Annotated in this window: 21 protein-coding genes and 2 tRNA genes; 15 read left to right on the top strand and 8 right to left on the bottom strand. The window is 44.3% G+C overall.

Annotation, left to right across the window (positions count from 1 at the left end; genetic code table 11):
• Window positions 1-65: 65 nt before the first annotated feature.
• The 11 genes from GGE08_RS03815 to GGE08_RS16070 all read left to right on the top strand — a co-directional run bounded on the left by GGE08_RS03815 (window position 66) and on the right by GGE08_RS16070 (window position 8415).
• The gene (locus GGE08_RS03815; RefSeq protein WP_179383558.1) at window positions 66-995 is read left to right on the top strand and encodes a DUF58 domain-containing protein; all 930 of its coding nucleotides are present in this window, start codon (window positions 66-68) and stop codon (window positions 993-995) included.
• A gap of 125 nt (window positions 996-1120) precedes the next feature.
• Window positions 1121-1194, top strand: a tRNA-Asp gene (locus tag GGE08_RS03810).
• A gap of 255 nt (window positions 1195-1449) precedes the next feature.
• Window positions 1450-1953 (top strand): pyridoxamine 5'-phosphate oxidase family protein, encoded by a 504-nt coding sequence (locus tag GGE08_RS03805; protein ID WP_179383557.1) that lies wholly within the window; start codon window positions 1450-1452, stop codon window positions 1951-1953.
• Between the two features lie 443 nt (window positions 1954-2396).
• A complete protein-coding gene (locus tag GGE08_RS03800; protein WP_179383556.1) occupies window positions 2397-2840 on the top strand; it encodes a GNAT family N-acetyltransferase in 444 nt (147 codons plus the stop codon).
• A gap of 8 nt (window positions 2841-2848) precedes the next feature.
• Window positions 2849-3046: a 30S ribosomal protein S21 gene (gene rpsU, locus GGE08_RS03795; RefSeq protein WP_127140807.1), complete on the top strand. Its 198-nt coding sequence runs from the start codon at window positions 2849-2851 to the stop codon at window positions 3044-3046.
• Window positions 3047-3078: 32 nt separating this feature from the next.
• Window positions 3079-3270 (top strand): hypothetical protein, encoded by a 192-nt coding sequence (locus tag GGE08_RS03790; protein WP_179383555.1) that lies wholly within the window; start codon window positions 3079-3081, stop codon window positions 3268-3270.
• A gap of 39 nt (window positions 3271-3309) precedes the next feature.
• Window positions 3310-4116 carry a pyrroline-5-carboxylate reductase gene (gene proC, locus GGE08_RS03785; protein WP_179383554.1) on the top strand — a complete coding sequence of 269 codons (807 nt, stop codon included), beginning with the start codon at window positions 3310-3312 and terminating at the stop codon, window positions 4114-4116.
• 3 nt (window positions 4117-4119) lie between these two features.
• A complete protein-coding gene (proB, locus tag GGE08_RS03780; RefSeq protein ID WP_179383553.1) occupies window positions 4120-4890 on the top strand; it encodes a glutamate 5-kinase in 771 nt (256 codons plus the stop codon).
• Between the two features lie 5 nt (window positions 4891-4895).
• Window positions 4896-6095: a glutamate-5-semialdehyde dehydrogenase gene (locus GGE08_RS03775; RefSeq protein WP_179383552.1), complete on the top strand. Its 1200-nt coding sequence runs from the start codon at window positions 4896-4898 to the stop codon at window positions 6093-6095.
• Between the two features lie 169 nt (window positions 6096-6264).
• Complete coding sequence (locus GGE08_RS03770; RefSeq protein WP_179383551.1) at window positions 6265-6594, top strand: YegP family protein; 330 nt, start codon at window positions 6265-6267, stop codon at window positions 6592-6594.
• Window positions 6595-7155: 561 nt separating this feature from the next.
• A complete protein-coding gene (locus GGE08_RS16070) occupies window positions 7156-8415 on the top strand; it encodes a DUF5723 family protein (protein ID WP_257023944.1) in 1260 nt (419 codons plus the stop codon).
• Window positions 8416-8419: 4 nt separating this feature from the next.
• Here the strand turns inward: GGE08_RS16070 and GGE08_RS03760 are convergent, their stop codons facing one another.
• The 5 genes from GGE08_RS03760 to GGE08_RS03740 form a co-directional block, all read right to left on the bottom strand.
• Window positions 8420-9001 carry a bifunctional precorrin-2 dehydrogenase/sirohydrochlorin ferrochelatase gene (locus GGE08_RS03760; protein ID WP_179383550.1) on the bottom strand — a complete coding sequence of 194 codons (582 nt, stop codon included), beginning with the start codon at window positions 8999-9001 and terminating at the stop codon, window positions 8420-8422.
• A gap of 80 nt (window positions 9002-9081) precedes the next feature.
• Window positions 9082-10020 carry a type IX secretion system membrane protein PorP/SprF gene (locus GGE08_RS03755; RefSeq protein WP_179383549.1) on the bottom strand — a complete coding sequence of 313 codons (939 nt, stop codon included), beginning with the start codon at window positions 10018-10020 and terminating at the stop codon, window positions 9082-9084.
• Between the two features lie 2 nt (window positions 10021-10022).
• Window positions 10023-14168, bottom strand: coding sequence for a gliding motility-associated C-terminal domain-containing protein (locus tag GGE08_RS03750; protein ID WP_179383548.1), 4146 nt, complete (start codon window positions 14166-14168; stop codon window positions 10023-10025).
• A 274-nt stretch (window positions 14169-14442) separates the two neighbouring features.
• On the bottom strand, window positions 14443-16233 hold the full coding sequence (locus GGE08_RS03745) for a ribonucleoside-diphosphate reductase subunit alpha (protein WP_179383547.1): 1791 nt from the start codon (window positions 16231-16233) through the stop codon (window positions 14443-14445).
• Window positions 16234-16235: 2 nt separating this feature from the next.
• Entirely contained in the window at window positions 16236-17510 is a 1275-nt protein-coding gene (locus GGE08_RS03740) for a ribonucleotide-diphosphate reductase subunit beta (RefSeq protein ID WP_179383546.1), read from the bottom strand.
• 405 nt (window positions 17511-17915) lie between these two features.
• Between GGE08_RS03740 and GGE08_RS03735 the strand changes: the two genes are divergently transcribed.
• The gene (locus GGE08_RS03735; protein WP_179383545.1) at window positions 17916-18407 is read left to right on the top strand and encodes a PAS domain-containing protein; all 492 of its coding nucleotides are present in this window, start codon (window positions 17916-17918) and stop codon (window positions 18405-18407) included.
• A gap of 46 nt (window positions 18408-18453) precedes the next feature.
• On the opposite strand, the gene GGE08_RS03730 is transcribed toward GGE08_RS03735, so the two are convergent.
• A tRNA-Leu gene (locus GGE08_RS03730) sits at window positions 18454-18535 on the bottom strand.
• 160 nt (window positions 18536-18695) lie between these two features.
• Here GGE08_RS03730 and GGE08_RS03725 point away from each other — a divergent pair.
• The 3 genes from GGE08_RS03725 (at window position 18696) to pth (ending at window position 21087) form a co-directional block, all read left to right on the top strand.
• Window positions 18696-19637, top strand: coding sequence for a ribose-phosphate pyrophosphokinase (locus GGE08_RS03725; protein WP_179383544.1), 942 nt, complete (start codon window positions 18696-18698; stop codon window positions 19635-19637).
• 79 nt (window positions 19638-19716) lie between these two features.
• A complete protein-coding gene (locus GGE08_RS03720) occupies window positions 19717-20367 on the top strand; it encodes a 50S ribosomal protein L25/general stress protein Ctc (RefSeq protein WP_179383543.1) in 651 nt (216 codons plus the stop codon).
• Between the two features lie 90 nt (window positions 20368-20457).
• On the top strand, window positions 20458-21087 hold the full coding sequence (gene pth / locus GGE08_RS03715; RefSeq protein ID WP_179383542.1) for an aminoacyl-tRNA hydrolase: 630 nt from the start codon (window positions 20458-20460) through the stop codon (window positions 21085-21087).
• Between the two features lies 1 nt (window position 21088).
• On the opposite strand, the gene GGE08_RS03710 is transcribed toward pth, so the two are convergent.
• Window positions 21089-21775 (bottom strand): hypothetical protein, encoded by a 687-nt coding sequence (locus GGE08_RS03710; protein ID WP_179383541.1) that lies wholly within the window; start codon window positions 21773-21775, stop codon window positions 21089-21091.
• A complete protein-coding gene (locus tag GGE08_RS03705) occupies window positions 21772-25566 on the bottom strand; it encodes a reprolysin-like metallopeptidase (RefSeq protein ID WP_179383540.1) in 3795 nt (1264 codons plus the stop codon). Before GGE08_RS03705 ends, GGE08_RS03710 begins: the two co-directional genes overlap by 4 nt.
• Between the last annotated feature and the right edge of the window lie 9 nt (window positions 25567-25575).

The following is a 25575-nucleotide window of genomic DNA, read 5'->3' as shown; positions in this document are numbered from 1 at the left end:
GACAGCTCGACCTGACAACCGTTGATGTTAAATCGAAATCAAACCAATTGCTGTTGAAATGAATTATGGACGTACGGTCGGAACTTAGCAAAGCATATCTTTTCCAAAATTTGGAGCTTTTGGCTCATCAGATTGTGGAGGGCTTTATCAGTGGTATCCACAAAAGTCCTTTCCATGGCTTTTCTGCCGAGTTTGCGGAGCACAAGATTTACAATCCTGGACAGAGCACCAAACACATTGATTGGAAACTGTTCGCCCGAACTGACCGTTTGTACACCAAACGTTTTGAGGATGAGACCAATCTGCGCTGCCACATGATCTTGGACAACTCTACTTCCATGTATTACCCCGAGGTAAAGGATTATGCGCTGGACAACCTCAACAAAATAGGTTTTGGCGTGCTATCCATTGCTGCGTTGATGCAGGTATTGAAAAAACAACGTGATGCGGTGGGCCTAAGTATTTATTCGGATAGCTATGAGTTCCATGCCTCGGAAAAGAACAGTGAGCGGCACTTTCAAATGCTGTATTCCAAATTGAATGAAGTGGTTGCCCATAAAAACCAAAGCCAGACCACCAAAACCTACACCTTTCTCCATCAGATAGCAGAAAAGATACATCGACGAAGTCTACTATTTCTGTTCACGGACATGTTCCAGACAGAAACGGAAGAAGAAAAACTCTTTGAGGCCTTGCGCCATTTAAAATACAACAAGCATTCGGTGGTCCTTTTTCACCTATTGGACCACCAACACGAGCTTCGATTTGATTTTGACAATGCCCCCAAACGTTTTGTGGATGTGGAAACGGGTGCCCACATCGATGTTTATGCCGATTCCATTAAAAAGGCCTACTCGGAAAAAGTGTCCGAATACCAAAAGGAGCTCCAGATGAAATGCGCGCAATATCAAATAAAATATGTGGGTGTGGATGTTCGCTCCGACTTCTCACAAGTGTTGAATTCCTTTATGATAGAGCGGCAAAAATTTGGCTAATGCTTTTTTTGAAAAAATGTTTTGCCATATCCGAAATGAGAATGTATATTTGCACTCGCTTTAAAAAAGCATTGAACAAGATTTGAATCCCGCTGTTGCAGGAGTCCCACAAAGATAAAATCATTGGTCTGGTAGTTCAGTTGGTTAGAATACCTGCCTGTCACGCAGGGGGTCGCGGGTTCGAGTCCCGTCCAGACCGCAAAAAGCTCCGAGAAATCGGAGCTTTTTTGGTTTTTGCCCCCATCACTTAGCTTTTTCTTTCCCCTGTTATTTTGTCGTTATTCACTTTCCTATCAAAAATTAATGGATACCGTTAACCTTCCTCGCTATTGAGCTAAGCTAAACCGAGTTAACACCCTATATTCCCATGAGGAAAAAGGATTTGCTAGCCGCAAAGTTTGTTTTGTAGCAGTATTTCCTTGAACTGAAAATAGAAATCAACACATACAAAATAATGGATAAGAAGAATTATATGAACAACCCAGAAGGCCTGAGAAAAATTAGGACTATGATCGACGAACAAAAAACGGTAATGATGGCCAGTGACTTGGACAAAACACCTTTTTCCGTTTGCCCAATGACCATACAACAGATGGATGAAAAGGGTGACCTTTGGTTTTTTGTTTCCAAGAAAAGTGGCCTATTCAACGACATTGAGCAGGATAACCGAGTTCAACTCTTGTATGCAGATGAAGATGATGACCAGTATATTTCCATATTCGGCAATGCAACACATATCATCGCGAAGCAAAAGAGAGAAGAATTATGGAATTCCCATTTGCTAAATTGGTTCAAGGGAAAGAATGATGAGGATTTGGCCCTGATCAGTGTGAATATGGACAACGCCTATTATTGGGACCATGAAAACGCCAAATTGGTTTCTTTCTTCAAAATTGGAAAAAGTGGTTCCGTAAAGGAGACATCCGAATCGGAAACAAAGGGTTTTGTAAATCTATAAGAAATAAGGTAGGAAAGATTGAATAATATTTTCGTGGAAGGTTTTGTGTATAAGAGAACCCATTTTGTTCATCATTCAAATTAAAGGGGTGAAACAAAAGTAAATGCCAACTATAACGTTTGCATAGGCGTTAAACGCTGCATGACGAACGTTAGAAAAAACATAAAGCCCAGTATTATTGGGATTTAAGGGCAGCATTGCTTACCTTTGCCCCGATGAACGTCAAGCTCCACGAGAGAAAAAATTGCAGGATTCTAAGTTTTCAATATCTGGTATTTCGAAACCAGCCAGATAAATTCATTCCGCCTACCCTATAATTACCTTCCCATTTGGGAAGTAGCTCTGTAACCAAGGAAGCCCGCAAAGCAATATTTCCGGAATTCCTGTTGGCCCTATTTTAACCATTAACTAAAACTTAATCCATCATCGTTCAAAACAAAAGCATGGTAATCAAAACCTACGATGCCTATACTAGACTTTCTACCATGGAAGCTGACCGGTTTGCCAATTTTCTTTTTGATCATCAAGAAGGAAAAAAAGCCACCAAAAAAGCCATTAGAAAGGCTATCCAGTATTCCACCAAAGACATTCCCGGATTGGGAGGGTATGTTTTTGCCATGGAAGAGAAAGATGACATTTTGGGCTTGGCCGTTGTGAACAAAACAGGGATGGGCGATTATATCCCAGAAAATTTCTTGGTGTTCTTTGTGATTCACAGAGACCACCGCAAAAACGATATCGAAAAAAAACTATTGGACTATACGCTCCAATATTGCAAAGGGGATGTTGCCGTTCACATTACAGGTGAAAACCAGTATCCCAATAAAGAATTTTTTGAAGAAAAGGGGTTCAAAGCAACCCATCTAGAAATGAGATTGAACAGATAAATCAGTATATGTTAAAAATTGAAGTAAAACCAGGCGAAAGTATCGAACGAGCGCTCAAACGCTATAAGCGGAAATACCGTAACACCAAGCGTTTGGACCAAATTCGTGACCGTCAAGAATACACAAAAAAATCAGTAGAACGCCGAAAAACATTGAAAAAGGCACAATACAAGGAACAATTCCTGAACGAACAGGAAGACCAATAACATCAAAAACAAAAAGTATCAACAACAACAAAATGAGACTTTCAAGAATTAAAAGGGAAACCAGATATGAAAAGCGCTACAGCGTTAAAATGGGGGAGCTTACCACCCGTGTCACGTACATAAGAAGGTATATTATGGGGCTTCCCGTCCGCACTTTGCACCGCTATCGTTCCACGTATTATGGAAAGATTAAGGATTGCAAGGATTGCAACGTACTCGCATAACACCATTTTAATTTATTATATAACCCTTTAATAAAAACAATGAAAGTATTGGTTATTGGCGCAGGTAACATGGGGCTTACCTATGCCACAGGTATGTCTAAATCCAAACTGTTGAAGAAACGCAACATTATGGTATTGGACAAGTCAAAAGAAAGACTCGAAGAAGTAGGTAAAATTGCCTATTTCGATGCCATTGATAAGATTGAGGACTGTGTACCGCAGGCCGACATCATTTTTTTGGCCGTTAAACCCTATCATGCCGAAGAACTCTTCCAACGCATGAAGAAACTGGTGAATCCCGAGCAATTGTTCATTTCGATCATGGCAGGGGTCACCATTAACTATATCCAAGAAGCCTTGGGAATCAAAAAAGTGGTCCGTGCGATGCCCAATTTGCCCGCTCAGGTAGGCAAGGGTCTCACCAGCTACGTGTCCGCAGAAGAAGTTTCCCGTTTGGAGCTTTTTATGGTCGAAGGATTGTTGGACACCACGGGAAAATCGCTTCGGGTAAAAAATGAAAAGTTCATTGATGCCTCTACAGGTATTTCCGGAAGTGGTCCGGCCTACGTATTCTATTTTATGCAGAGCATGATGGAGGCCGCCCTGCAAATGGGATTTTCAGAAAATGTTTCCAAGGTTTTGGTGAGCCAAACCTTTACCGGTGCGGTGGAATTGTTCAACCAGAACAACCTAAACCCCGACACCTGGATGGAGATGGTCGCCTCCAAAGGAGGAACCACTCGGGCCGCCTTGGATTCCATGGAAGACAACAATGTAAACGAATTAATCAAAGAAGCCGCCTTCGCAGCATTCGGTAGAGCTGTGGAACTTGGCGAAGAATACTAAACCATGTACAAAGAACTAGTGGTCATTAAAGTAGGTACCAATGTGATGACCAATAAAGACAATAGAATCGTAAGACCAGTGCTCAACAGTTTGGTACAACAAATTGCCGAACTATATGAGCGGGACATTATGACCATTTTGGTTTCCTCTGGATCGGTAATCGCCGGTAAAGAGGTGCTGGGAAAAGCCAAAATCAAGGATAAGACCCAACGACGACAGGTATATTCTGCCATTGGCCAACCCAGAATGATGAGACATTATTACAACATCTTTGGGGATTACGGAATGAAGTGTGCCCAAGTACTCCCCACCAAAAGGGATTTTAACCCTGGTGTGCATCGCGACAACATGATCAATTGCTTGGAAGGATTGCTCTCCGAAGGTGTAATCCCAATTGCCAATGAAGACGATGCGGTATCCGTATCCATGTCCATGTTCTCGGACAATGATGAGCTGGCCACCTTGTTGGCCCAGTTGATGAAAGCCGACAAACTGATTCTTATGACAGATATTGATGGGCTTTACGACGGACATCCGGAAAAGGAAGATTCCAAGGTAATCGACAAAGTCGAACCCAAGGAAGATTTGGACAAATACATAGAAGAAGGAAACAAGCAAGAAGGTGAAGGCCGTGGCGGCATGGGTTCAAAATTGAACTATGCCCAAAAAGCGGCAGCAGCCAACATACCTTCATACATCGTTAACGGAAAACGCGAAAACGTAATCTTGGATGTAATCGAAGGAAAGAACGTAGGAACAGAAGTTTCAAAATAACAGTAATGAAATTATTAAAAACAGATTTAAAAAATAAAGTATTACAGGACATGGAGCGCATTCTCGATGAAAATCGGGACGAACTGCTCCAAGCCAACAAAAAAGACCTCGACGCCTTTAATCGGGACGACCAAGCCTTGTACGATCGCTTGGTAGTGGACCAAAAGAAGGTAGACCAAATGATTCAGGCCGTGAAAGAGGTGCGCCTGCAAGATGACCCCGTGAACAAGGAAATTTCCACAAGGGAATTGGACAACGGGCTTAAAATCATCAACAGAACGGCACCCTTTGGTACCATCATGATCATTTATGAGTCCCGTCCCGATGTGACCGTGGAAGCGGCCGTACTTGCCTTTAAGGCAAATAACAAAATTTTACTCAAAGGAGGTAAGGAAGCCTACCATAGCAACAAGGCTTTGGTCAAGTTTTGGCACCAAGCACTCACCGAGAATGGCTTGCCCAAGGATTTTATCCAGTTCTTGGAAATGGACAGGACCCAAACACAAGATTTTTTACGAAATCCAGACCAAGATCTGGACCTTATCGTACCCCGTGGCGGTGAACGCTTGATCGCATTTGTAAAAGAACACGCCAAGTGCGCCGTACTGATTAGCGGAAGGGGGAACAATTTCCTTTATGTACACAAAGAAGCGGATTGGGAAAAAAGTTTGAAAGTGATCTTGAACGCAAAGACCCACAAGATTTCTGCCTGTAATGCATTGGACAAAATTTTGATGGATACCCAAATCGATGGGTATGAAGATAAGTTAAAAGAACTACAGAAGGTCTTAACTGCCAACAATGTTTCCATAACGGTAGATGATGAAGTCAAAAAAACGTTGACCAACGAAGACACCATAACCGATGAAGCTATTTGGCAAGAGGAATTTTTGGCCATGAAGTGTGTTATCGGTGCCGTGGACAATATTGACGAGGCTATTGCTAAAATCAATAAAAATTCCGGTGGACACTCCGCTTCCATTATGACAGAGAACAATGAAGTGGCCAGAACCTTCATGGAAAATATAGACTGTGCCGCTGTGTACCAGAACGCCTCCACCCGATTCACCGATGGGGGACAAATGGGCGTTGGGGCAGAATTGGCCATCAGCACCGATAAATTGCACCACAGAGGTCCATTGGGTCTCAAGCAATTGGTCACCAACAAATACTATGTATTTGGGGATGGACAGATTAGGGTGTAAACCCGACCTAAAATGATGTAAAAGGAGGCAATTTGCCTCCTTTTTTTATGGATTGCTCTGAATCAATATTCTCAAAAAGGGAAAAAGCTTGGTCAATCATCATTTTTCATTGTATTTATTGGTCATTTTTTAAGAAAATCTCTAGATTTAGTTCATAAAACAAATAAGTATGGGAAAATTTGAGATTAAAACCGATAAATCCGGAAAGTTCAGGTTCAATTTGAAGGCCGGGAACGGACAGGTAATTTTGAGCAGCCAAGGGTACTCTTCCAAAGCCGCTTGCGAAAACGGTATCGATTCTGTGAAAAAACATGCGCAGGACGACGATAATTTTGAAAGAAACAAGGCAAAGGATGGAAGTCCCTACTTTAACCTGAAAGCATCCAACGGTCAGGTTATAGGAAACAGTGAAATGTATTCCAGCGAATCTGCCATGGAAAATGGTATTGCCTCTGTGAAAAAAAATGCTCCCGATGCATCTGTAGAAGAAGTTTCCTAAAAACAAAGTCATACTTTACATCACAAAAAACAGCTCGATCGGGCTGTTTTTTTGTGCTTATTTTTCATCCGTCAGATCAGAAGGGCCATCCGTCAGATCAGAAGGGGCATTCGTCAATTGGCCACAATTTTTTCAAACTTTCGATTGTATGTTTGTCATGCATTTAAGCGTTAGTGCATATTCATAAGCAAGGTCAATATAACGCATGCACATATAGCAATTCACTTTTGACGACTGATAGTCATAAAAGTGTTTAGTTTAGTTGAGGTTTCCGTTACGCCAAGGAATCGAAAGATTCCTTGGTTGTAATGGTTTTTTTGTTTGTTCCCTATCCACATCATCAGAGTAGGAAAAATCCTGTCCAAATCTGCATCCGTCAGATCAAAAGCCTCATCCGTCAGATCAGAACCCCCATCCGTTAATTGGAGCCCTTTGCGTATTGCTATTTGTATTCTCTTTGTTCCCTTTAAAAAGGTGAAAACCAATAGCAATACATAAACGATGAAAAATAAAATGATGTTTTCAGGAAAGATATTAGCAGGTCTTTTCTTGATACTAACAATGCAAAAAGCACAATCCCAATCCTATTCGGGATTTTTGGAAGACAATTACAACGGGGTGCATGGAATTCTTTCCAACCCTGCTAACATTGCAGACTCCCGTCTAAAGTTGGACGTGAACCTTGCAGGTGTCAGTGCCTTTTTTGGCAACGACTATCTAGGTGCCAATTTAGGCGACCTATTTCGGGATTTTGAAAACACCTTCGATGAAGCGAGCAAATCCCCAAAAAACAATAACTTCTTGGCCGCCAATTTGGATATCCTCGGACCAGCGACCATGTTGAGCATGTCGCAAAAACACTCCATAGCAGTTTATACCAGAGGACGCATCTTTTTAAACATTGATGATGTCAACGGAAACACTATCGATAAAGAAGGTGGTTTCAATGAGAACGAGGATTTCTTTGTAAACGAGGGCAATATCTCCGGTCAGTTAAACCTTTGGACAGAAATAGGTGCCACTTATGCGCGTGTGTTGTCCGACAGGGAAGAGCACTTTTTTAAAGGGGGTCTTACCGTTAAGTACCTTTCCGGCATACGCCATAATTACATCAACGGTTCGGACATTAGCTTGGATTATAATGCAGCCCCAAGGCAAATAACCACCACAGGTCAGTTAACACAGGGCAGGGATTTTTCGGAAGGCAGTGATGTATTGGACGACCTTTTGAGTTTTAGTTCCTCATCGGGTTTTGGAGCTGACCTAGGATTGGTTTACGAATGGCGCCCCGACCATGCCAAATACACCCTAATGGATGCCAATGGCAATCCAAAACCCAACAGAGGGGTAAATAAATACAAGCTCAAATTAGGGCTTTCCATTACTGATATAGGTCGCATCAACAACGAAAACGGCGAGGAAGAAACCTATGATTTGAATGCTACCCAAGATGTGGACAATTTTGATGGCCTAGATTTGGACGAAGCCTTGCAAGAAAACTTTACCACCATTGGTACCACCACGGGTATGGAGTTTATAGAAATCAAGGATGTTATCGCCTGTAAAGCTGATGGTTCCTATACCTGTTTTATGATGGACAGCGGGGAAATACCCATGGTAAGCAAGCACTTAAAGGAATGTGAACAAATGCTTGCCGAGTATAACTTTATGCGTGTACACAACAGCTACCTTGTCAACTTGCGAAAAGTGAAAAAATATGTAAAGACCGATGGAGGTTATCTTATAATGGAAAACGACCTTCAGGTAAACATTTCGCCAAGAAAAAGGGATGACCTCATTGAGGCGATGAAGCGTCTGTAAGGGATTAATCCTTCTTGTTCACCAACCCTTTGGTAAACTCGTTCAAGGCTTCCACCTTTTCCTCGAAATCACCCTTTAGGGTTTTGCGATATTCGTTTAGGTTTTGCACCAAATCATCGATATTTTCAGGAATCACGTCCTCAAAAAATTGACGCAAGCGTTTAGCAGTGGTCGGGGACTTTCCATTGGTGGAAATGGCCACCTTTACATTCCCCTTGGTCACGATTCCACCCATATAAAAATCGCAAAAAGGAGGGTTATCGGCCACATTCACTAAGGTACTTCGTTCTCTGCACTCGTGGTACACCTGCTCGTTCACCTCCGGCTTATCGGTACATGCCACCACCATGTGCTTCCCATCCAAATATTCGGTACGGTACACATCTTTTGTAATCGTCACCTGATGTTTTTGGGCCAACTCCAAGGTAGCGGGCAAAAATTCCGGAGCTACCATCTGCACTTTGGCGTTTGGGCTGGACTTCAGTAAAAAGGTCAATTTTTCCAGTCCCACATTGCCACCGCCCACAATTAGGACGTTCAAATTGGCCACTTTTAAAAAAATTGGATACAGTTCGTTCCTTTCCATTGTAAATTGGTTTTCAACCTCCTATACCTCAAAGATACTGACTATTTACGGCCGAAAGTAACCATTTAACTCGCCAAGGGCTAAAAAGTCGGTTCTTCTTGCTTCTTTTTTGATGATTTGAACTCATAGCGAACAAATAGCTCGTGCGAGCCTCCGCTATAATTTGCCAAGTTGGAGGTGGTAAGATCATAGGCATAACCAGCGCTAAAATTGGCATCGATTTGCATCCCTAGCAAGGTAGAGAAAGAGTCGTCCCAGCGATAAGCCAATCCAAATAGAAAAGTTTCCTTGAGCATGGCGTTCACCGAAACATCTGCAATAATCGGTGCGCCGGGCACCCATTTTACAAAGAAAGCGGGCTTGAGTTTAACATCGGGCGTTAAGTCCACTACCTTTCCGCCAATAAAATAATAGTGCAAACGCTCCGCTGCTATTTCCTGCTCCTCCCCATCGTAGTGCTTTTGCGAGAAAAAATTGGGAATGGCAAATCCCAAATATCCCTTTTTGGTATCGTAGTATAGTCCGGCACCTATGGTGGGGAAAAATTTACTTTTGATGTTGTTTTGAAAGGCCACATCCGCATCATCCGTAAGTCCGCGGGAGAAATCCACATCAAAAATGCGACCGCCCAATTTCATCCCAAAGGATAGCTTTCTGTTGGCACTGTCCAGTTGAATGGTGTAAGACACGTTTCCATCCACCGAAATTTCAGAAGAAGGACCAAGAGCATCCCTTGAAATGATTCCGCCGAGACCCAATTTGTGTTCCATAGGTGTATCCACAGCGAGTACTTGTGTGTTTGGCGCCCCATTAAGACCGACCCATTGGGAGCGGTGCAACAATAGGGCGGTCAAATGCCCATTGGAACCTGCAAAGGCAGGGTTCACGCTCATGGTATTGTACATGTACTGGGTAAACTGGGGGTCCTGCTGTGCAAAGCTGACCAAAGGGGTTGCGTAGAGCATAATCAAACAGATTCTCCTTATTTTCTTGGTAATATGTATCCTTGAAATCCCCATGCTTATCTGTTTAAATACAACCAATCTGTTCGTGGTTCCGACCCGTCGCCCAAATCCAAAATGTAATAGTAGGTACCCACAGGGAGTTGGTCTTCGGGCTGGACCATGGCACGACCATTTGGCGTTCCGTCCCAATCATTTTTATAGGATCTTGTTTGATAGACGATATTCCCCCACCGATTATATATCTGCAATGAGTTATTGGGGTAACGGGAAATACAATCAATCTTAAAAAAGTCGTTCACACCATCGCCATTAGGAGAGAACTCGTTGTAGACGACCAAACAACTGGGGGCAACCGAAGCTTCTGCCCTATTATTGTCCTCATTGATATCCCATTGATCCACATAGGCGATATTCACAATGTTTTGATAGTCCTCAACATCCATAACCTCAACGGTTAACAATAGCGTGGCGGTTCCGGATACGGGCAAGGACTCGATTTCCCAAAAGGAAGCATCGGCATCATAAGTTCCCGTTGAAGTTTCCGCACTCACAAATTGATACCCCAAGGGCAATTCCTCCTGTACCCCAATCTGCGTTGCATCATCAACACCTAAATTGGTCACAGTGATTTCAAAAGTCACCTCATCCCCAATATTTGGCTCTGGATTATCTACGGATTTTGTGATGGCCAAATCGGTGGTCTGTGGTGCAACAGAGGCAGTTGCTTCGTCGTCATCCACAACACCGTCCATAAAATCATCCTCATCCATAACAGTGGATGGATCGCTATCGGGATCGGGATATAAACTTGATGATACAAAGGCCTCATTGCGATACTCATCTTCCGACCCTGTTGGCGGATTTACCATCGCTAAAACTTCCAAACTTTCCGTATCCTGGCTCAGGACCCTTCTGTTCAGGTTCCAGATTCCCGAAGTTGCATCATAAATACCCGCCGTTGTGGTATGGGATTGATATCTATACCCTGAAGGCAATATATCAGTGACCACTACATCTCTGGCATCGGAGGGACCATTGTTTGTCAAACTGACCACAAAACGAACCACTTCCCCTACATTGGGTGTCGTTTTATCCACTGTTTTGGTCAGTGATAGATCGGCCAGTCCACCGGGAACAGGAACCACCGTTGCCTGATCATCCTCGGAACCCAAGTTATTATTGGGTGTGGAATCGGGATCATACGTGTCCAATGCAATGAGTTCTGCCTTGTTCTTATAGTTGCCTGTTGATTTTACAATGGCCCGAATTTCCAAGGTTTGTAATGCTCCATTGGCCAGAAAAGGTAATTCCCAGGACCCTGCAATTTCATCGTAGACACCTGCTGAGGTTACTGCTGAAACAAATTGATAGCCATCTTCCAATTCGTCTTCAATGATCAATCCTGAAGCATCATTGGGGCCATCGTTTTGTACTTGAATTGTAAAGAGGAGTTCATCACCCACCTCGGGATTCAAATTGTTCACCACTTTCGATACGGACACATCGGTTACATGCCTTGGTGTGACAGCCAATTCATCCTGATCGTCCTCGGACAGCACTCCGTTGCCCGGTGTGGAATCTGCATCAAACAGGATGGCATTGGTCACTTCTGCCCCAAAAACATAGTCGCCTGTTGGATTTACTTCAACCACAACGTTCAACTCTGCTTGGGATTCCAAAGGAACATTACCCAGATTCCATAGTCCGGTGGAAGGGTTAAATGCTCCTCCAGAATCGTCGGAAACATAGGTGAACCCATCTGGCACAATTTGAGTCACTTGCACTCCAATCGCATCGCTCGGGCCCTCGTTGGTCAATGTTGTGGTAAAGGTGATTTGAGTGGCCACATCGGGAACTGTATTGTCCACGTTTATCGCTACATTCAGGTCGGCTGATGGAACTGGTGTGGTCCCAGCACTGTCTTGATCATTTTCAAAGATGTTGTTATTGTTCGGTATTGAATTGGGGTCAAATTGATCGGAAGCAAAAACTTCGGTCACATTAAAATAATCTCCGGTATTATTTACCGAGGCGACGATGGTCAATGTTTCTGTACTTCCATCGGCGAGAGTCCCGTTGAGTGTCCACATTCCAGAGCTTGCGCTATACAAACCAGCAGTCGTGCCATGGGAAACATAGGTATATCCATCCGGCAATAGGTCCAAGACCTCCACCCCAGTGGCATCGCTAGGACCCAAATTGGTAATATTTATGGTGAAAATGACATCCTGACCAACAAATGGGCTCAGTTGGTTGACCGATTTCCGCAATAATAGATCTGCCACGGGGACCACAATCGGTTCCACCGTTTGCTGATCATCCTCGGCTTCATTGTTATTATTTGGACTGGAATCCACATCGTTCTCCGCCACATTGGTCAATTCAGCCGTATTGATATAATTTCCTGTCTGTAATACGTCCACGGTAATAGCCAAGGTTTCAGAGCTGCCATTGGGCAAACTGCCTACTACCCACGAACCATTGGTCGCATTATAGGTTCCCGTGGATGGAACGGCATTTACCAATTGGTATCCAGAGGCCAAAATATCGGTCACTACCACATTGGTGGCATCACTTGGTCCATCGTTGCCCACAGTGACCGTAAACACAATCTCCTGACCTACTTCGGGAATCAGTTCATCCACAGTTTTGGTCACGAAAATATCTACCAAAGGTTCTGGAACCACCGAAACACCATCTTGGTCGTCCTCGCCCGGTATGTTGTTGTTGGGGCTGGAATCCACATCATTTTGATCATGTGCGGTAATTTCAGCTATGTTATTGTAATCTCCTGATGCATTGACCGTGGCCAGTATGCTTAAAGTGGCCGAACTTCCGTTGGCAACGGTACCAATATCCCATACACCCGAAATGTCGTTGTAGGCGCCTCCCCCATTGTCAGAAACATAAGTGTAGCCAGAAGGCAACAAATCGGTCACCTCCACCGAAGTGGCATCACTTGGGCCGTCGTTGCTCACTGTTAAGGTGAACCTGACGTTATCGCTAACCAATGGGGGCGATTTATCGATTGTTTTGGTGAGTGAAAGGTCTATCAATGGTGCTGGGGCGACCACTACATCGCTCTGGTCATCTTCTGAAGACACTCCATTGGACGGAGTGGAATCGATATCATAGGCATCGGAAGCGATGACTTGGGTAGTGTTGGTGTAATTGCCGGAGGGATTGACCATCACATCGATGGTCAATGTTTCCGTAGCTCCGTTGGGCAGGGTTCCCACCTCCCAAAAGCCGCTTACGGGACTGTAAGTTCCTGTCGTTGCTGCATAGGAAACAAAATTGAAGCCGGAGAGCAACTGGTCTACCACCCTTACATTCGTTGCATCATGTGGACCAGCGTTGGAAATCGAAATCTCAAAGGAAATCTGCTGCCCCACAAAAGGGGACAAATCACCGCCCACTACCGATTTGGTCAATGAAAGATCGGCCTGCAAAGGCGCTGCAGTGACATTAGCTTCATCATCTTCGCTTTGATCTCCATCATCGTTATTGGGGCTACTATCGCTATCCAACTGATTGGCAAAAACGACTTCCCCGATGTGAGTGAACTCACCTAGCGTCCCCGTTGGGGTCTGTACGGTAGCATTAAAGCTTAAAGTAACCGTATTGTTTCCCACTGGGACGGTCAATCCCGTCCAAGTGACTTCATCCGTTAAAAAGCTAAAGGTTCCGCTATTATTTATGGCGGTCACATTATCAAAACCATTGGGCACCAAATTGGCTATGGTCACATTGGTGGCATCCACATCTCCAAAATTGCTCAGATGTATGGTAAAGTTGACCACTTCACCAATGGTGGGCAATGTATTACTGGCTAACATTTCCATTTCAAGGTCAATCCCCTCTATGGTTATCCCCACAGTGTCGGATGCGGTATTACAACTAATATCGGAGACGGTCCATTCAAAAATATAGATGCCCAAGCCCATGTTGAAAACCTGGGTGCTGGGATTATTGGCATCTGCAAAGGTGACCAAGGTGGGGCCGGATAATTGTGTCCAAGTGCCCGTACCAACAGCTGGTGTGTCTGCATTCAAAAAGACGGAGGTGGCTTGGTCAAAAGTAAGGTCTGGACCTGCGTTCACCGCACAGTCTTGAGCATATCCTTGATGAAAAACAGCCAACAGGAGGAAAACTGTCAAAAAAAAGTTCCTGAAAACAGGCAGTGACTGAGGTTTGATCATAGCTGGGTTGATGAGGTTTTCCTTATCTGGCAAGGCTTACCCAAACTTATCAAGAACTGGCCTAAAATGGGAAGTTATGTTGTAGGGCAAGTGGCTTTTGTTGTGAAATCACCGATAAATGAAGAGAGAAACACGCTATTCGTTGTGGCATTTTGTCCTTTTGGTGAAAGCTGAAACGGCTGCGATTCCGGATACAAGAAATCGAAATGGATGACCTTACATGAAAAAGGGACCTGAAACAGGTCCCTTTTTAAGTATTCAATTGATAGGATTGTTATGCTTCGCAGCTCACACAATCTTTCTTTTGTTTGAATTTTTGCGCGGCATTCATGCTGTGCTGATAGTACAAGGACTTCAATCCCAATTTCCATGCGGTAACGTGGATTTTGTTGATTTCCTTGGTAGGCATATCGGGGTGTACAATAATGTTCACCGACTGCCCTTGATCGATATGATTCTGTCTGTTGGCCGCTTGGTAAATGATATCCAATTGGTCCAACTCAGAATAGGTTTTGAAGACCGCCTTTTCCTCTTCGGTCAAGAAATCCAAATGCTGCACGGAACCATCCATATCACGGATGCTCTTCCATACTTCTGGGGTATTTTGACCCTTTTCTTCCAAAAGGTCCATGAGGTATGGGTTCTTAATGGTCACTTTGATCTTGGCAATATCCTTAACGTAACAATTGCTCCAGATGGGCTCGATTCCTTGTGAAACCTGTCCCAAAATAAAGGCGGAAGAAGTGGTCGGCGCAATGGCGTTCAAGGTAGCATTGCGTCTTCCATACCCTTTCAATACATCGGGCTCGCCAAAACGCTCTGCCAACTGCTCTGATGCCTTGTAGGAGCGCTCTTTAATTTCCCTAAAAATTTCACTGTTCAAGTTGTAAGCCTCCTGACTATCAAAGGCCAATCTTTTAGACTGTAGCAAGGAGTGCCAGCCCAATACACCTAGACCCAAAGCACGGTTTTGCTTGGCGAAATTATAGGCACGCTCCATAAACAGGAAGGTTTGTTGGTCTTCCCTATCCGAAGAATCCCTGTATTCCTCCAATTTTTCAATAAATTCGGTAATCACGGCATCCAAGAAATGCACCATGGTCTCTACGGCATCGGTCTTTTTCCACTTATCGTAGTGCAGCAAGTTCACGCTTGAAAGTACGCACACGAAGGACCAATCATCACTGGAAGGCAACATGATCTCGGTACACAGGTTACTGGCGTGAATGCGGTGCTTTTTGTCCTTATACACATCGGCAGCACCATCGTTGGCGTTGTCGGTGAAGAATACATAAGGATATCCCATTTCTCCCCTTCTTTGCAACACTTTTGCCCAAACGGTTCTTTTTTCCGCATCTCCATCCACCATTTCCTGCATCCATTGGTTGGTTACGGTAACCCCATGTGTCAATTGTTGGATTGGGTTCCCTTCGGTTCCGATTTCCAAAAACTCCATGATGTCCTTATGGTCAATGGGCAGGTATGGAGAAAAACGACCGCGACGAACCGACCCCTGGCTTACCACATCTACCATGGACTCGAACAACTGCATAATATGTACGGCACCGGAGGCTTGACCGTTATTTTTAACGGGTGCTCCCCTATGCCTTATTTTTCCAAAATAACCCGAAGTTCCTCCTCCAAGTTTGGACATCATCCCTACCTCCGACTGGGTATACAGGATGTTCCCCATGTCATCATCGATATGGGAACCAAAGCAACTGATGGGCAACCCGCGCTTTTTTCCAAAATTGGACCATACTGGAGAGGCCAAAGAGAAAAAGCCTTCGGACATATAGCCGTAAAACTTATCGGAGTATCCCGGAATTCCCAAAATCTCCTCTGCCCTATCCCCGATTTCTCGGATTCGTTCCTCTGGGGACACCCCTTCGGTCAAATATCCGGATGCCAGAAATTTTCGGCTGTATTCGTTCAACCATTCAAAGCCTTTGCTTTCTTCGTTCTTTAGCTTAGACAAGGTGTCTTTCCTTGCGTTTACAAGCTCTTGTGTTTTATTGTCCTGCTTTTGGTCTGCGGTCGGGGTTATTTGTGTTCTCTTCTCCATAATTAAAAAAGGTCGTCGCTAGTTATACTTTGTGTTCTTTTGCTATAGTTGATGGATCTTTTTACAAAAAAGTCTCCGTGTTTTGTTCCTATGATCTCGTCGTCGAACCATTCGGTCTGTTCCAATAGTTTTTGATCGACGTCGAATATTTTCGGGATTCCTATGCTCTCCAACGAATTGTTGAATCTGTTCTTAATGAACTCGTTCACCAAGTTTTTGGGCAAGAAATCCAATTCGCCCTCTTCAAAGATCCAGTCCACTATTTTGCTCTCCGCATCAAATGCCTTCTCACAGATATCCTGGATCATTTCCTTGTACTCATCATCGAACCACTCTGGGTGTTCTTTTTTGATGATATTGATCACATCGATTCCAAAATCGCCATGAATCTGTTCTTCCTTGGATGTGGCCTCCACTACATTGGAAATTCCTTTCAACACATTTTTGTGTTTGTTGAACGCCATAATGATCAAGAACTGGGAAAACAGGGAAACGTGCTCGATAAATAGGGAGAACAACAAGATGGATTCGGCATACTCCCTATCGTTCTCACTTTTGGCATTTTTGAGCGCAGTCTCCAAATACTGCACCCGTTTCATGATTACCGGCTTTTTCTTCAAGTTTTCGAACTCCTTGTTCAATCCCAAAATCTCCAAAAGGTGTGAATAGGCATCGTGGTGGCGCACCTCACTCTCGGCGAAGGTGGCTCCAACAGATCCGATTTCTGGTTTGGGCATTCTGTGGTAGATATCGCCCCAGAAACTTTTTACGGCCACCTCGATTTGGGAAATGGCCAACATCGTATTTTTGATGGCGCTGCGCTCCACATCCGTCAACCCCGATTTAAAATCCTGGATATCGCTGGTAAAATTGAATTCCGTATGAATCCAATACGAGTGTCTGATCGCAGGTACATATTCATACAATTGCGGGTACTCATAGGGCTTTAGGTTGATACGTTTTTCGAAGATATTCGACTCACGCATCTGGGCCCTTTTGTTCCTGTAAATAATGTAGGCTTTTGCCGCATCGTGGAACTCACTGTCCATAAGTTCGTTCTCCACCACGTCCTGCACTTCCTCCACAGTGGGTACGTAGTGTTCATCTTCTCTCTTACGTTCCAACAACACTTGGTTGACGTTGTCGGCAATGGTCTGCGCATCATTGATCTGGCCATGTTCCACGGCCGTCATAGCCTTCAAGATTGCGTTTGTAATCTTGTGCAAGTCAAAATCTTGCGTGCTAAAATCCCTTTTAGTTATCTGAGTAATCTGCATGAAGAAAACGGTTTGGAGTTGAAAAAAATAGCTTGACTGTAAAATTCCTATTTTCTTTACTTAAATTTTAAGTTGACCCGATTAGGTTCTTAACACTTTTATCAACATTTGGGTTTTTCACCGATAAAAAACCATGGGAACAAACGTAAATCAAGGGCTCCGAAAAATTGACGCCAAAACCGATTTTTTCCAAATACTTTTTCACAGTTCTTTAACAATTTTTAGGTCGCTTGTTCATCGTCCCAGTAAACACCGAACATTGGCCCATTTTAACGATGGAAACATCCTTTGGAAACAGGCAATCGTTTTTCAAGCCATACAGGCCCTTCACCAAAAAATGTTTGATGAAAGTCCATCAGCATTCAATAATGTTTTTATTTTTGACCCAAGTAAATCATTTTGAGTATGTTGATTACGGCTAACAGGGCCATTTCCCCGTTACTGAGTTTTGATTTCTACTTGGAGGCTTACCATCGATTGGTGAAGACCTTAAAAAAGGAGGAGGACCTAAAACATCTTCGGGAAGTGCTTAACGGAAATCTTGGGTCCCATATCCAAAACCTGATATTGGAGGAAAACTACGACACCTTGGTGGTAACCTGCCCCAAGCAACACATTGTTTGGGTAAACGATGGTTTCACGCAAATGACCGGTTACACCAAACATTTCGCTATCGGCAAACGGCCCAGTTTTCTTCAGGGCAAGGAAACCCCAAAAAGCACTACCAACGAAATTAGGGAACAACTAAAGGCAACCAACACGTATAGTGGTTCCGTAATCAACCACCGAAAGAACGGGGAGCCTTATCTCTGCAAAATTCAAATATTGCCCCTTTACGATTCCCAAAAGGAGCTTACGCATTTTATTGCGCTGGAGAAGGAATTGCTGGCAGCCTAAAAAGCAAAAACCCTCAAAATCAATGATTTTAAGGGTTTTTTTGCAGTACCTTGGGTGGGAATCGAACCCACACTCCCGAAGGAACTGGATTTTGAATCCAGCGCGTCTACCAATTCCGCCACCAAGGCATCGGTACCACATTTTCAAATGCGAGTGCAAAGCTAAAAAAATAATTTTATATATCGCCAAAAAATACTTGGATTTATCCTTTAGCAACCCAATTTAATTTTTAAATTTGCACCTCCTTATTTATAAGTACGTTAAAACGCTAGCTAACAAGAAATTGTAATGGCATATCAAGTCCCGGAACCTAAAATATTTGCTTGCACACAAAGTGTTGAGCTGGGCAACAAAATCGCTGCCTCCTACGGAGCTGAATTGGGAAAAGTTCAATTCTCCAGATACAGCGATGGAGAGTTCCAGCCCTCCTTTGAGGAGTCCATTAGGGGAGCGCGTATTTTTATTATCGGCTCCACCAACCCCAGTTCCGAAAACTTGATGGAAATGTTGCTGATGCTCGATGCGGCCAAAAGGGCCTCGGCACGGCACATTACCGCCGTTATGCCCTATTTTGGTTGGGCAAGACAAGACCGTAAGGACAAACCGCGTGTTCCCATTGCCGCCAAATTGGTCGCCAAAATGCTGGAAACCGCCGGTGCCACCAGAATCATCACCATGGATCTCCATGCAGACCAGATACAAGGGTTTTTTGAAAAGCCCGTGGACCATTTATTTGCATCCACACTTTTCTTGCCTTATTTAAAGGGGTTGCACTTGGACAATCTTTGTATAGCATCCCCCGATATGGGCGGTTCCAAAAGGGCATACGCCTATTCCAAAGCTTTGGAATGTGATGTGGTGATTTGTTACAAGCAAAGAGCGAAAGCAAATGTTATTTCCCACATGGAACTTATTGGCGATGTCCAAGGTAAAAATGTGGTTTTGGTTGATGATATGGTCGATACTGCCGGAACACTTACCAAAGCGGCCGACCTGATGATGGAACGGGGAGCGGAAAGCGTACGTGCCGTTACAACACATGGATTGCTTTCGGGCAAGGCGTATGAGCGCATTCAAGAGTCCAAATTAACAGAACTGATCGTTACCGATTCCATTCCTGTGGACCAAAGCCAAAAGAAAATAAAGATATTGTCGTGTGCCGATCTCTTTGCCGATGTGATGCACAGGGTTCACCACAATACGTCAATATCATCAAAATTTTTAATGTAGCCTTCGACTACGCTCAGGCTGACAACGCCTAGCACTTCGAAGATAAATTTTATCATAAATTAAACATTAATAGCAGATTATGAAGTCAATTACAATCAAAGGATCCCAAAGAGAAAGCGTGGGCAAGGTTGCTACCAAAGCCTTACGTAATGCTGGAAAGGTCCCTTGCGTGCTGTACGGAGGGGATAAACCAGTGCATTTTTCAGCTGATGAAATCGCATTCAAAGACTTGGTGTACACCCCAAATGCCTACACCACGGTAATTGAATTGGAAGATGGTCAAAAATTTGACGCCGTATTGCAGGATATTCAATTCCACCCTGTAACCGACAACATCCTACACGTAGATTTCTACCAGTTGTTCGAGGACAAACCAATTACCATGAGAATTCCTGTTCGTTTGGAAGGAAACTCTCCTGGTGTGAGAAACGGTGGACGTTTGCTTTTCAGAAAGCGTAAACTATCCATCCGTGCATTGCCTGCATTGCTTCCCGATTTTATCACTGTGGATATTTCCAAGCTGAGAATCGGTCAGACCATTGCAGTAGAAAGTATTTTGAACGACGATTACACTTTCTTGCACCCAGATAGTACCGCTATCGTTCAGGTGAAAGCTTCTAGAACTTCTGTTGATGAAGAGCTTGAAGATGAAGATGAAGAAGGAGTAGAAGGTGCTGAAGGAGAAGCTACCGAAGGTGGCGAAGCTCCAGAAGCGGAAGCTGCAGAATAGCACTTCAAAAATTTTCACAAGAGCATCCCGCTTTTACCTCGGTAAAAATTTGGGATGCTTTTGTATTTTTGGGCAAATCCATTTTGGCTGATGCTCCATTTTATCAAACAGCTTTTTGGCTCTTCAAAACAACTGCTTCAAGAAACAGAACCCATGAAAAAATTTTTGATCGTTGGTCTTGGAAACATAGGTGCTGAATACGAGGACACCCGTCACAATATCGGGTTCAAAGTCCTTGATTTTTTGGCCGAACAGGAGAGTTTCACATTCGAAAGTGCCAAACTTGGTGCCGTGGGCACTTTTAAGCACAAGGGAAGAAGCCTTATCTGCCTAAAGCCGTCCACCTATATGAACTTAAGCGGTAAGGCTGTGAAGTATTGGCTGGACAAGGAAAGTGTCCCTATGGAAAATCTCTTGGTCATTACCGACGATATCAACCTTCCTTTTGGAACGCTTCGTTTAAAGGGCAAGGGTAGCGATGGCGGCCATAATGGTTTGAAGGATATTCAAAATGTGCTACAGACTACCACATACAACCGTTTTAGATTTGGCGTAGGTTCGGATTTTGGAAAGGGACAACAAGTGGATTATGTGTTGGGCAAATGGGATGATGACCAACAAAAATCCATGCCCGAACGTTTGCAAAAATCTGCGGACCTCGTGCGATCGTTCGTCTTCGCTGGTGCCAAAAACACCATGAATCAATTCAACGGCAAATAAGTTAGAGAACTTTAAAGTCGAATACACTGGAACTGGAAACATTCCCTTCCAAATCGGTAGTGATCACTTGCCAGTAATACACCGTACCCGACTCAACACCTACGGGAAGTTCCATGGTAGACGCATTGGTTACCCTGACCGATGTTTCCGGAGGGTTGGTTTCCGAGAAAAATACTTCAAAGAAGTCGATGTCATTGTCCACATCGGCACCTGCCCACTCCAAGGTTACTTCGTTGGCAATATCCTTCTGGACCGTTGCTCCCGACCTAGGATTTTCCAATTGTGCAGGAAAAGGAACATAGGTGGTCTGTGATCCAGCATTGTAAAAAAGCCATGTTTCGCTAGAAGCCACTTGATCAGATTCGGTGTTTTGGCTGGTGACCGACCAAGCATAAGGGGTTCCCTTGGTGATGGTTAGACTTGCTGAAGTGGAAGCCGTGGAAATGGTCTGGGGCAAATTGGTATTTAAATTGATGACAGAAAGCGTATACCTAGTTGTATTTTTGGACGCATTCCATCTAAAAGTGACCTGGGATGAGGTCTCATTAATATCCGTTCCCGTGGTACACTCTGAATTTTCTTCAGGGAAAACCAAAGTGGCACCTTCAGGTGCTGGGGGAGGTCCATCGTCCCCACCACAGGAAACCAATAATGCCAAAAGGCTCAAATAAATTATCTTCCGAATCATTCCTTGATCAGTTTAAACATTTCCTTTTTACCGGATTTTTCCAGACCTAAATAATATAGCCCTTTGGGCAAGGTGGACACATCCAACTCCAAATCCTCACCAAATACCCTTCTGCGTTCCGTGCGGACCAACTTACCATTGGCAGTGAACAGTTGGATTCCCACAATCCCTTCAAATCCGGCCATGTACACTTGGGTCGTGGTGTACACTGGGTTTGGTGACAAAATAGGCCTTTCCGAATAAAAGAAAGACTTTTCAAAACTTCCTTGGCAAGGCAAATTGGTAAAAACCTTTAAGGTGTTGATACCATTTTCCAAAGGAAGTTGAATTTTGGAAGCCTCTGTTTGGGTAACCAGACCATTGAGCTCCACATTGTAAAACGAAGCCCCGTTCAGGTCAAGGTTCAATACCCCAGCATCCAACAATGCTGATACATCGAGCACATCGGGTTGGGTCAGCATAGCATCGAAACACACCTCCTCATACGTTATCAATCCATCCGTTCCACTTATGCACAAAGAATACTCTCCTGCAGGCAGATTACTAAACGTTTGCGAATTGGTAAATTCAAAAGATTCCGAACCACTGGCACCGTTCAAAACAGCTGTGTAATTGACAGCGGTGTCCAAAGGTGTAATGGTTATGGAACCATCATTATTGCTACGGCAGCTTTCGCTTATCACTTCAATTTCAAAATTATCGGAAGCAAATCGATATACCGCGCAGCCATTCGTATTCACCTCAACACCTTTTGGCGTGCCCAAGCAGAGGTCGTCACCATCATCAAAAACGCCATCCTCATCAGCATCGGGTCGATAACTACCCTCAACACAGATATCCAGGGAAAAATCGACCAAGGCACCACCATCACTCGCAGCGGTATCTTCTATTTCCAAAACCCACTCGCCCAATATGGACTCGCCATTCAGGGATGATAAAAATCCTATCGGCGCAACAGTTCCCGAAATTGCAGGGTTTTCTCCACAAACAATGGGGTCCCCATCATCGTCAAAAACTGCATTCAAATCGTTATCAGCTCCACAATTATTTGATAATAGGGTCACTTCGGTTCCCGAAGGAGAGATAAGGGTAATGATCAGGTCTTCCAAATAGGTATGATCTAGCTGCAAGTTTACATTGACATCCGAAATGGGCAAATCTTCCACAAACAGGATGGAGGTAGTAATGGTTGGTGTTCCCGATGATGCAATGGTAATGGGTAAATCCGTTGCGTTTCTATTTCGGCAATTTACCTGTGATGTGGTAAAGCTGAAAGGTGTTCCAAAAGTTCCCGAACCACAACCATTGTTGGGTCTCACTCTCCAAAAATATTCGGTCTCAGCCTCTAGATTTGTGGCTTTATAGGTGGTAAAGGGCAAAGATGCAGATTCTACCACATTGGTAAAGGCCAAATCGGTCGCCACTTCCACATCATAATTCGAATAGGATGGGTCAGCTTGCCAATTGAGCAAGGCCTCCAATGCCACACCCGCCTCTCCATCACTTGGCGCGAGCAATGCCACATCGGCAAAATTGCCATCCTGCACCAGAAGGGTAAGCGTAATGTTCTTGGTCACCGAAGCCGAGGTCGCAGTGACCACAATATCGTAGGTTCCTGGGGCAACGCTGTTGGTATTGGACAGCGTAAGGTCTACATCCGTACTGTTTGCGGTTGCGTTCGTTGGAGAAAAATTGGCAGACATGCCTGCAGGAACGTTAGCCGAGAAAGTAGCGTTCTCGTTGAACCCATCATAGGTTTCGTATACAAAAGGTATCACCAAATCATCGGGCTGGCAAACCTCATAGTCCAAGTTTTCAAAATTAAGGACCATTTGGGATGGTTCAATGGTAAAATCGGTGCTGTTCACAGCGAAGAAGATATTGTTACTGGCTTTTACCATAATTCGACCCGTATTGGTCACATTTCCTGGCAGAAGCACTTCTTCAGCACCATCGTTCAAGGTGTTTTCCAAAAGGGTTATGGGATAGGTCAGTCCACCATCCAAAGAAAGGAAAATATCCACCTGTTGCGCATTTATGGGAGCTATGTCCGTGTTTGACACATCCCATGTAATTTCTTGTACCGAGCCGGCCACGTAGGTTTCTTCGGAAGTTTGGGAAGTAACGATAAAAGGCCCTGCGGCCTTGATGACCCGAACATCCAATACATCCGAAACTACTTGCCCACCTCCAGCAGCGTTGTCACGGACCGTGCAGGCAAATCTCAAGTTCCGTTCTATCTCGGAAACCGTTTCCCAAGCGTCTCCCGTGGCTGGATTTACCTGCGTCAAATTACCTTGGACAACTTCGGAAAGTCTGGGAAAATATCTTTTGGGATCGGTTGAAGGTGGCAACGACCTAAAATTGGCCCCGCTCGGGTTCAAGGAGCCAAAAGATGCCGTTGTTACCAATCCGTCATCAATTTGTTCCCAAGTATAGGTCAGCACATCCCCTGCATCGGGGTCGGTCGCATTGCCTTCCAAAACAAAGGCGGTTCCTCTAGGTATGGTGTAATCATTCACCGGTACCAAAACTGGCGGTGCATTGCTGATTGCCTCGGTTTGGGCACAGGAAGTGGTCTCCAAATAGGTAGAAATCTGAAGTATGCTATTGTAATGGAAATAATCATCGCCCTGCAGCGCAACATTGTTCCCTTCTACAATGCCCGCATACCCCATAATGGTGCTTCCACTGGCAGGTTCCGCTTGAACTCCCGTTCCCTCAGATTCGAAAGACCACGTGTGGTTGGCGCCAAATTGATGACCGAGTTCGTGTGCTACGTAATCCAAATCGAACACATCCCCTTCGGGGACGTTGGCGGCGGAAAAGGCACTACCCTTTCGATTATCCACACAGACCGAGGCGATAAAACCAGCGTTACCATTGTCCAAACCCACGCCTACTTGATGGAACAAATGCCCAACATCATAATTTTCTTCTCCAATAATCGATGTGATAGTGGACTGTATCTGAGAATTCAAACTATTGTTGAAAGGATCGGTATTGGCATTGGTAAAAATAAGCAGGTCGTTATTGGGAATGAGTTCCAAGGTGACGCCCAAATCGGTCTCGAATACTTCGTTGACCCGGGTTAAAGTTGCATTGATGCCAGCAAGCGCATCTTCTACCGTGCCGCCCATGTATTGGGTATATTCTCCCGAAGCGGACACCGCCACCCGATACGTTCTGAGCACTTGGTCATCTACCAAAGGGACTATGGTTTTTCCTGCTAAATTGGATGACTTTGAAGCATTTCCAAATAGGTCCTTGCTGGTTGTACAGATAAAATCCATTTTTGAGGAAAGACCTGCTTCCTTATCATAAAGAACATAAGTATCCGAATCGTTCGAGGCTGGCTCCATGAATGCGATTCGGCTGTCCTCCAAACTCACCATCATGGTTTGGATACCTTTGTGCGAACTGCTCAGCTTCACCTTGTATTTACCATCGGCGCTGATTCCCGTAAATGATTTGATAGCCGGGTATTTCTTGGAAAGATTGGGATGGAGCACGGCCGTTTCCTTCACGTAAAACGGAACTACATCCCCTTCCCCATTGGGCAGATAAACCGTGGTTGCAGAACTTTTGGCCACCGAAACGGAATTGATTGTTTTGGATAAGCCACTTTTGTCCAACGTGAACACTTTTTTGGCATCCGAAATATCCTTCAGGGAACTGGCGCGAAGTCCGGACCGGTTCGGAACGTTTTTCCAATACCCCTGCTGCCCGTAAATGCAAAAGCAGCTAAAAAATATGGTTATTGAAAAAACAAGATGTAACTTAGCTTTCATACACGGTTA

This window comes from Allomuricauda sp. ARW1Y1, from assembly GCF_013407935.1.
GTDB lineage: Bacteria > Bacteroidota > Bacteroidia > Flavobacteriales > Flavobacteriaceae > Flagellimonas.
This window is presented reverse-complemented; position numbering and strand designations above follow the sequence as displayed.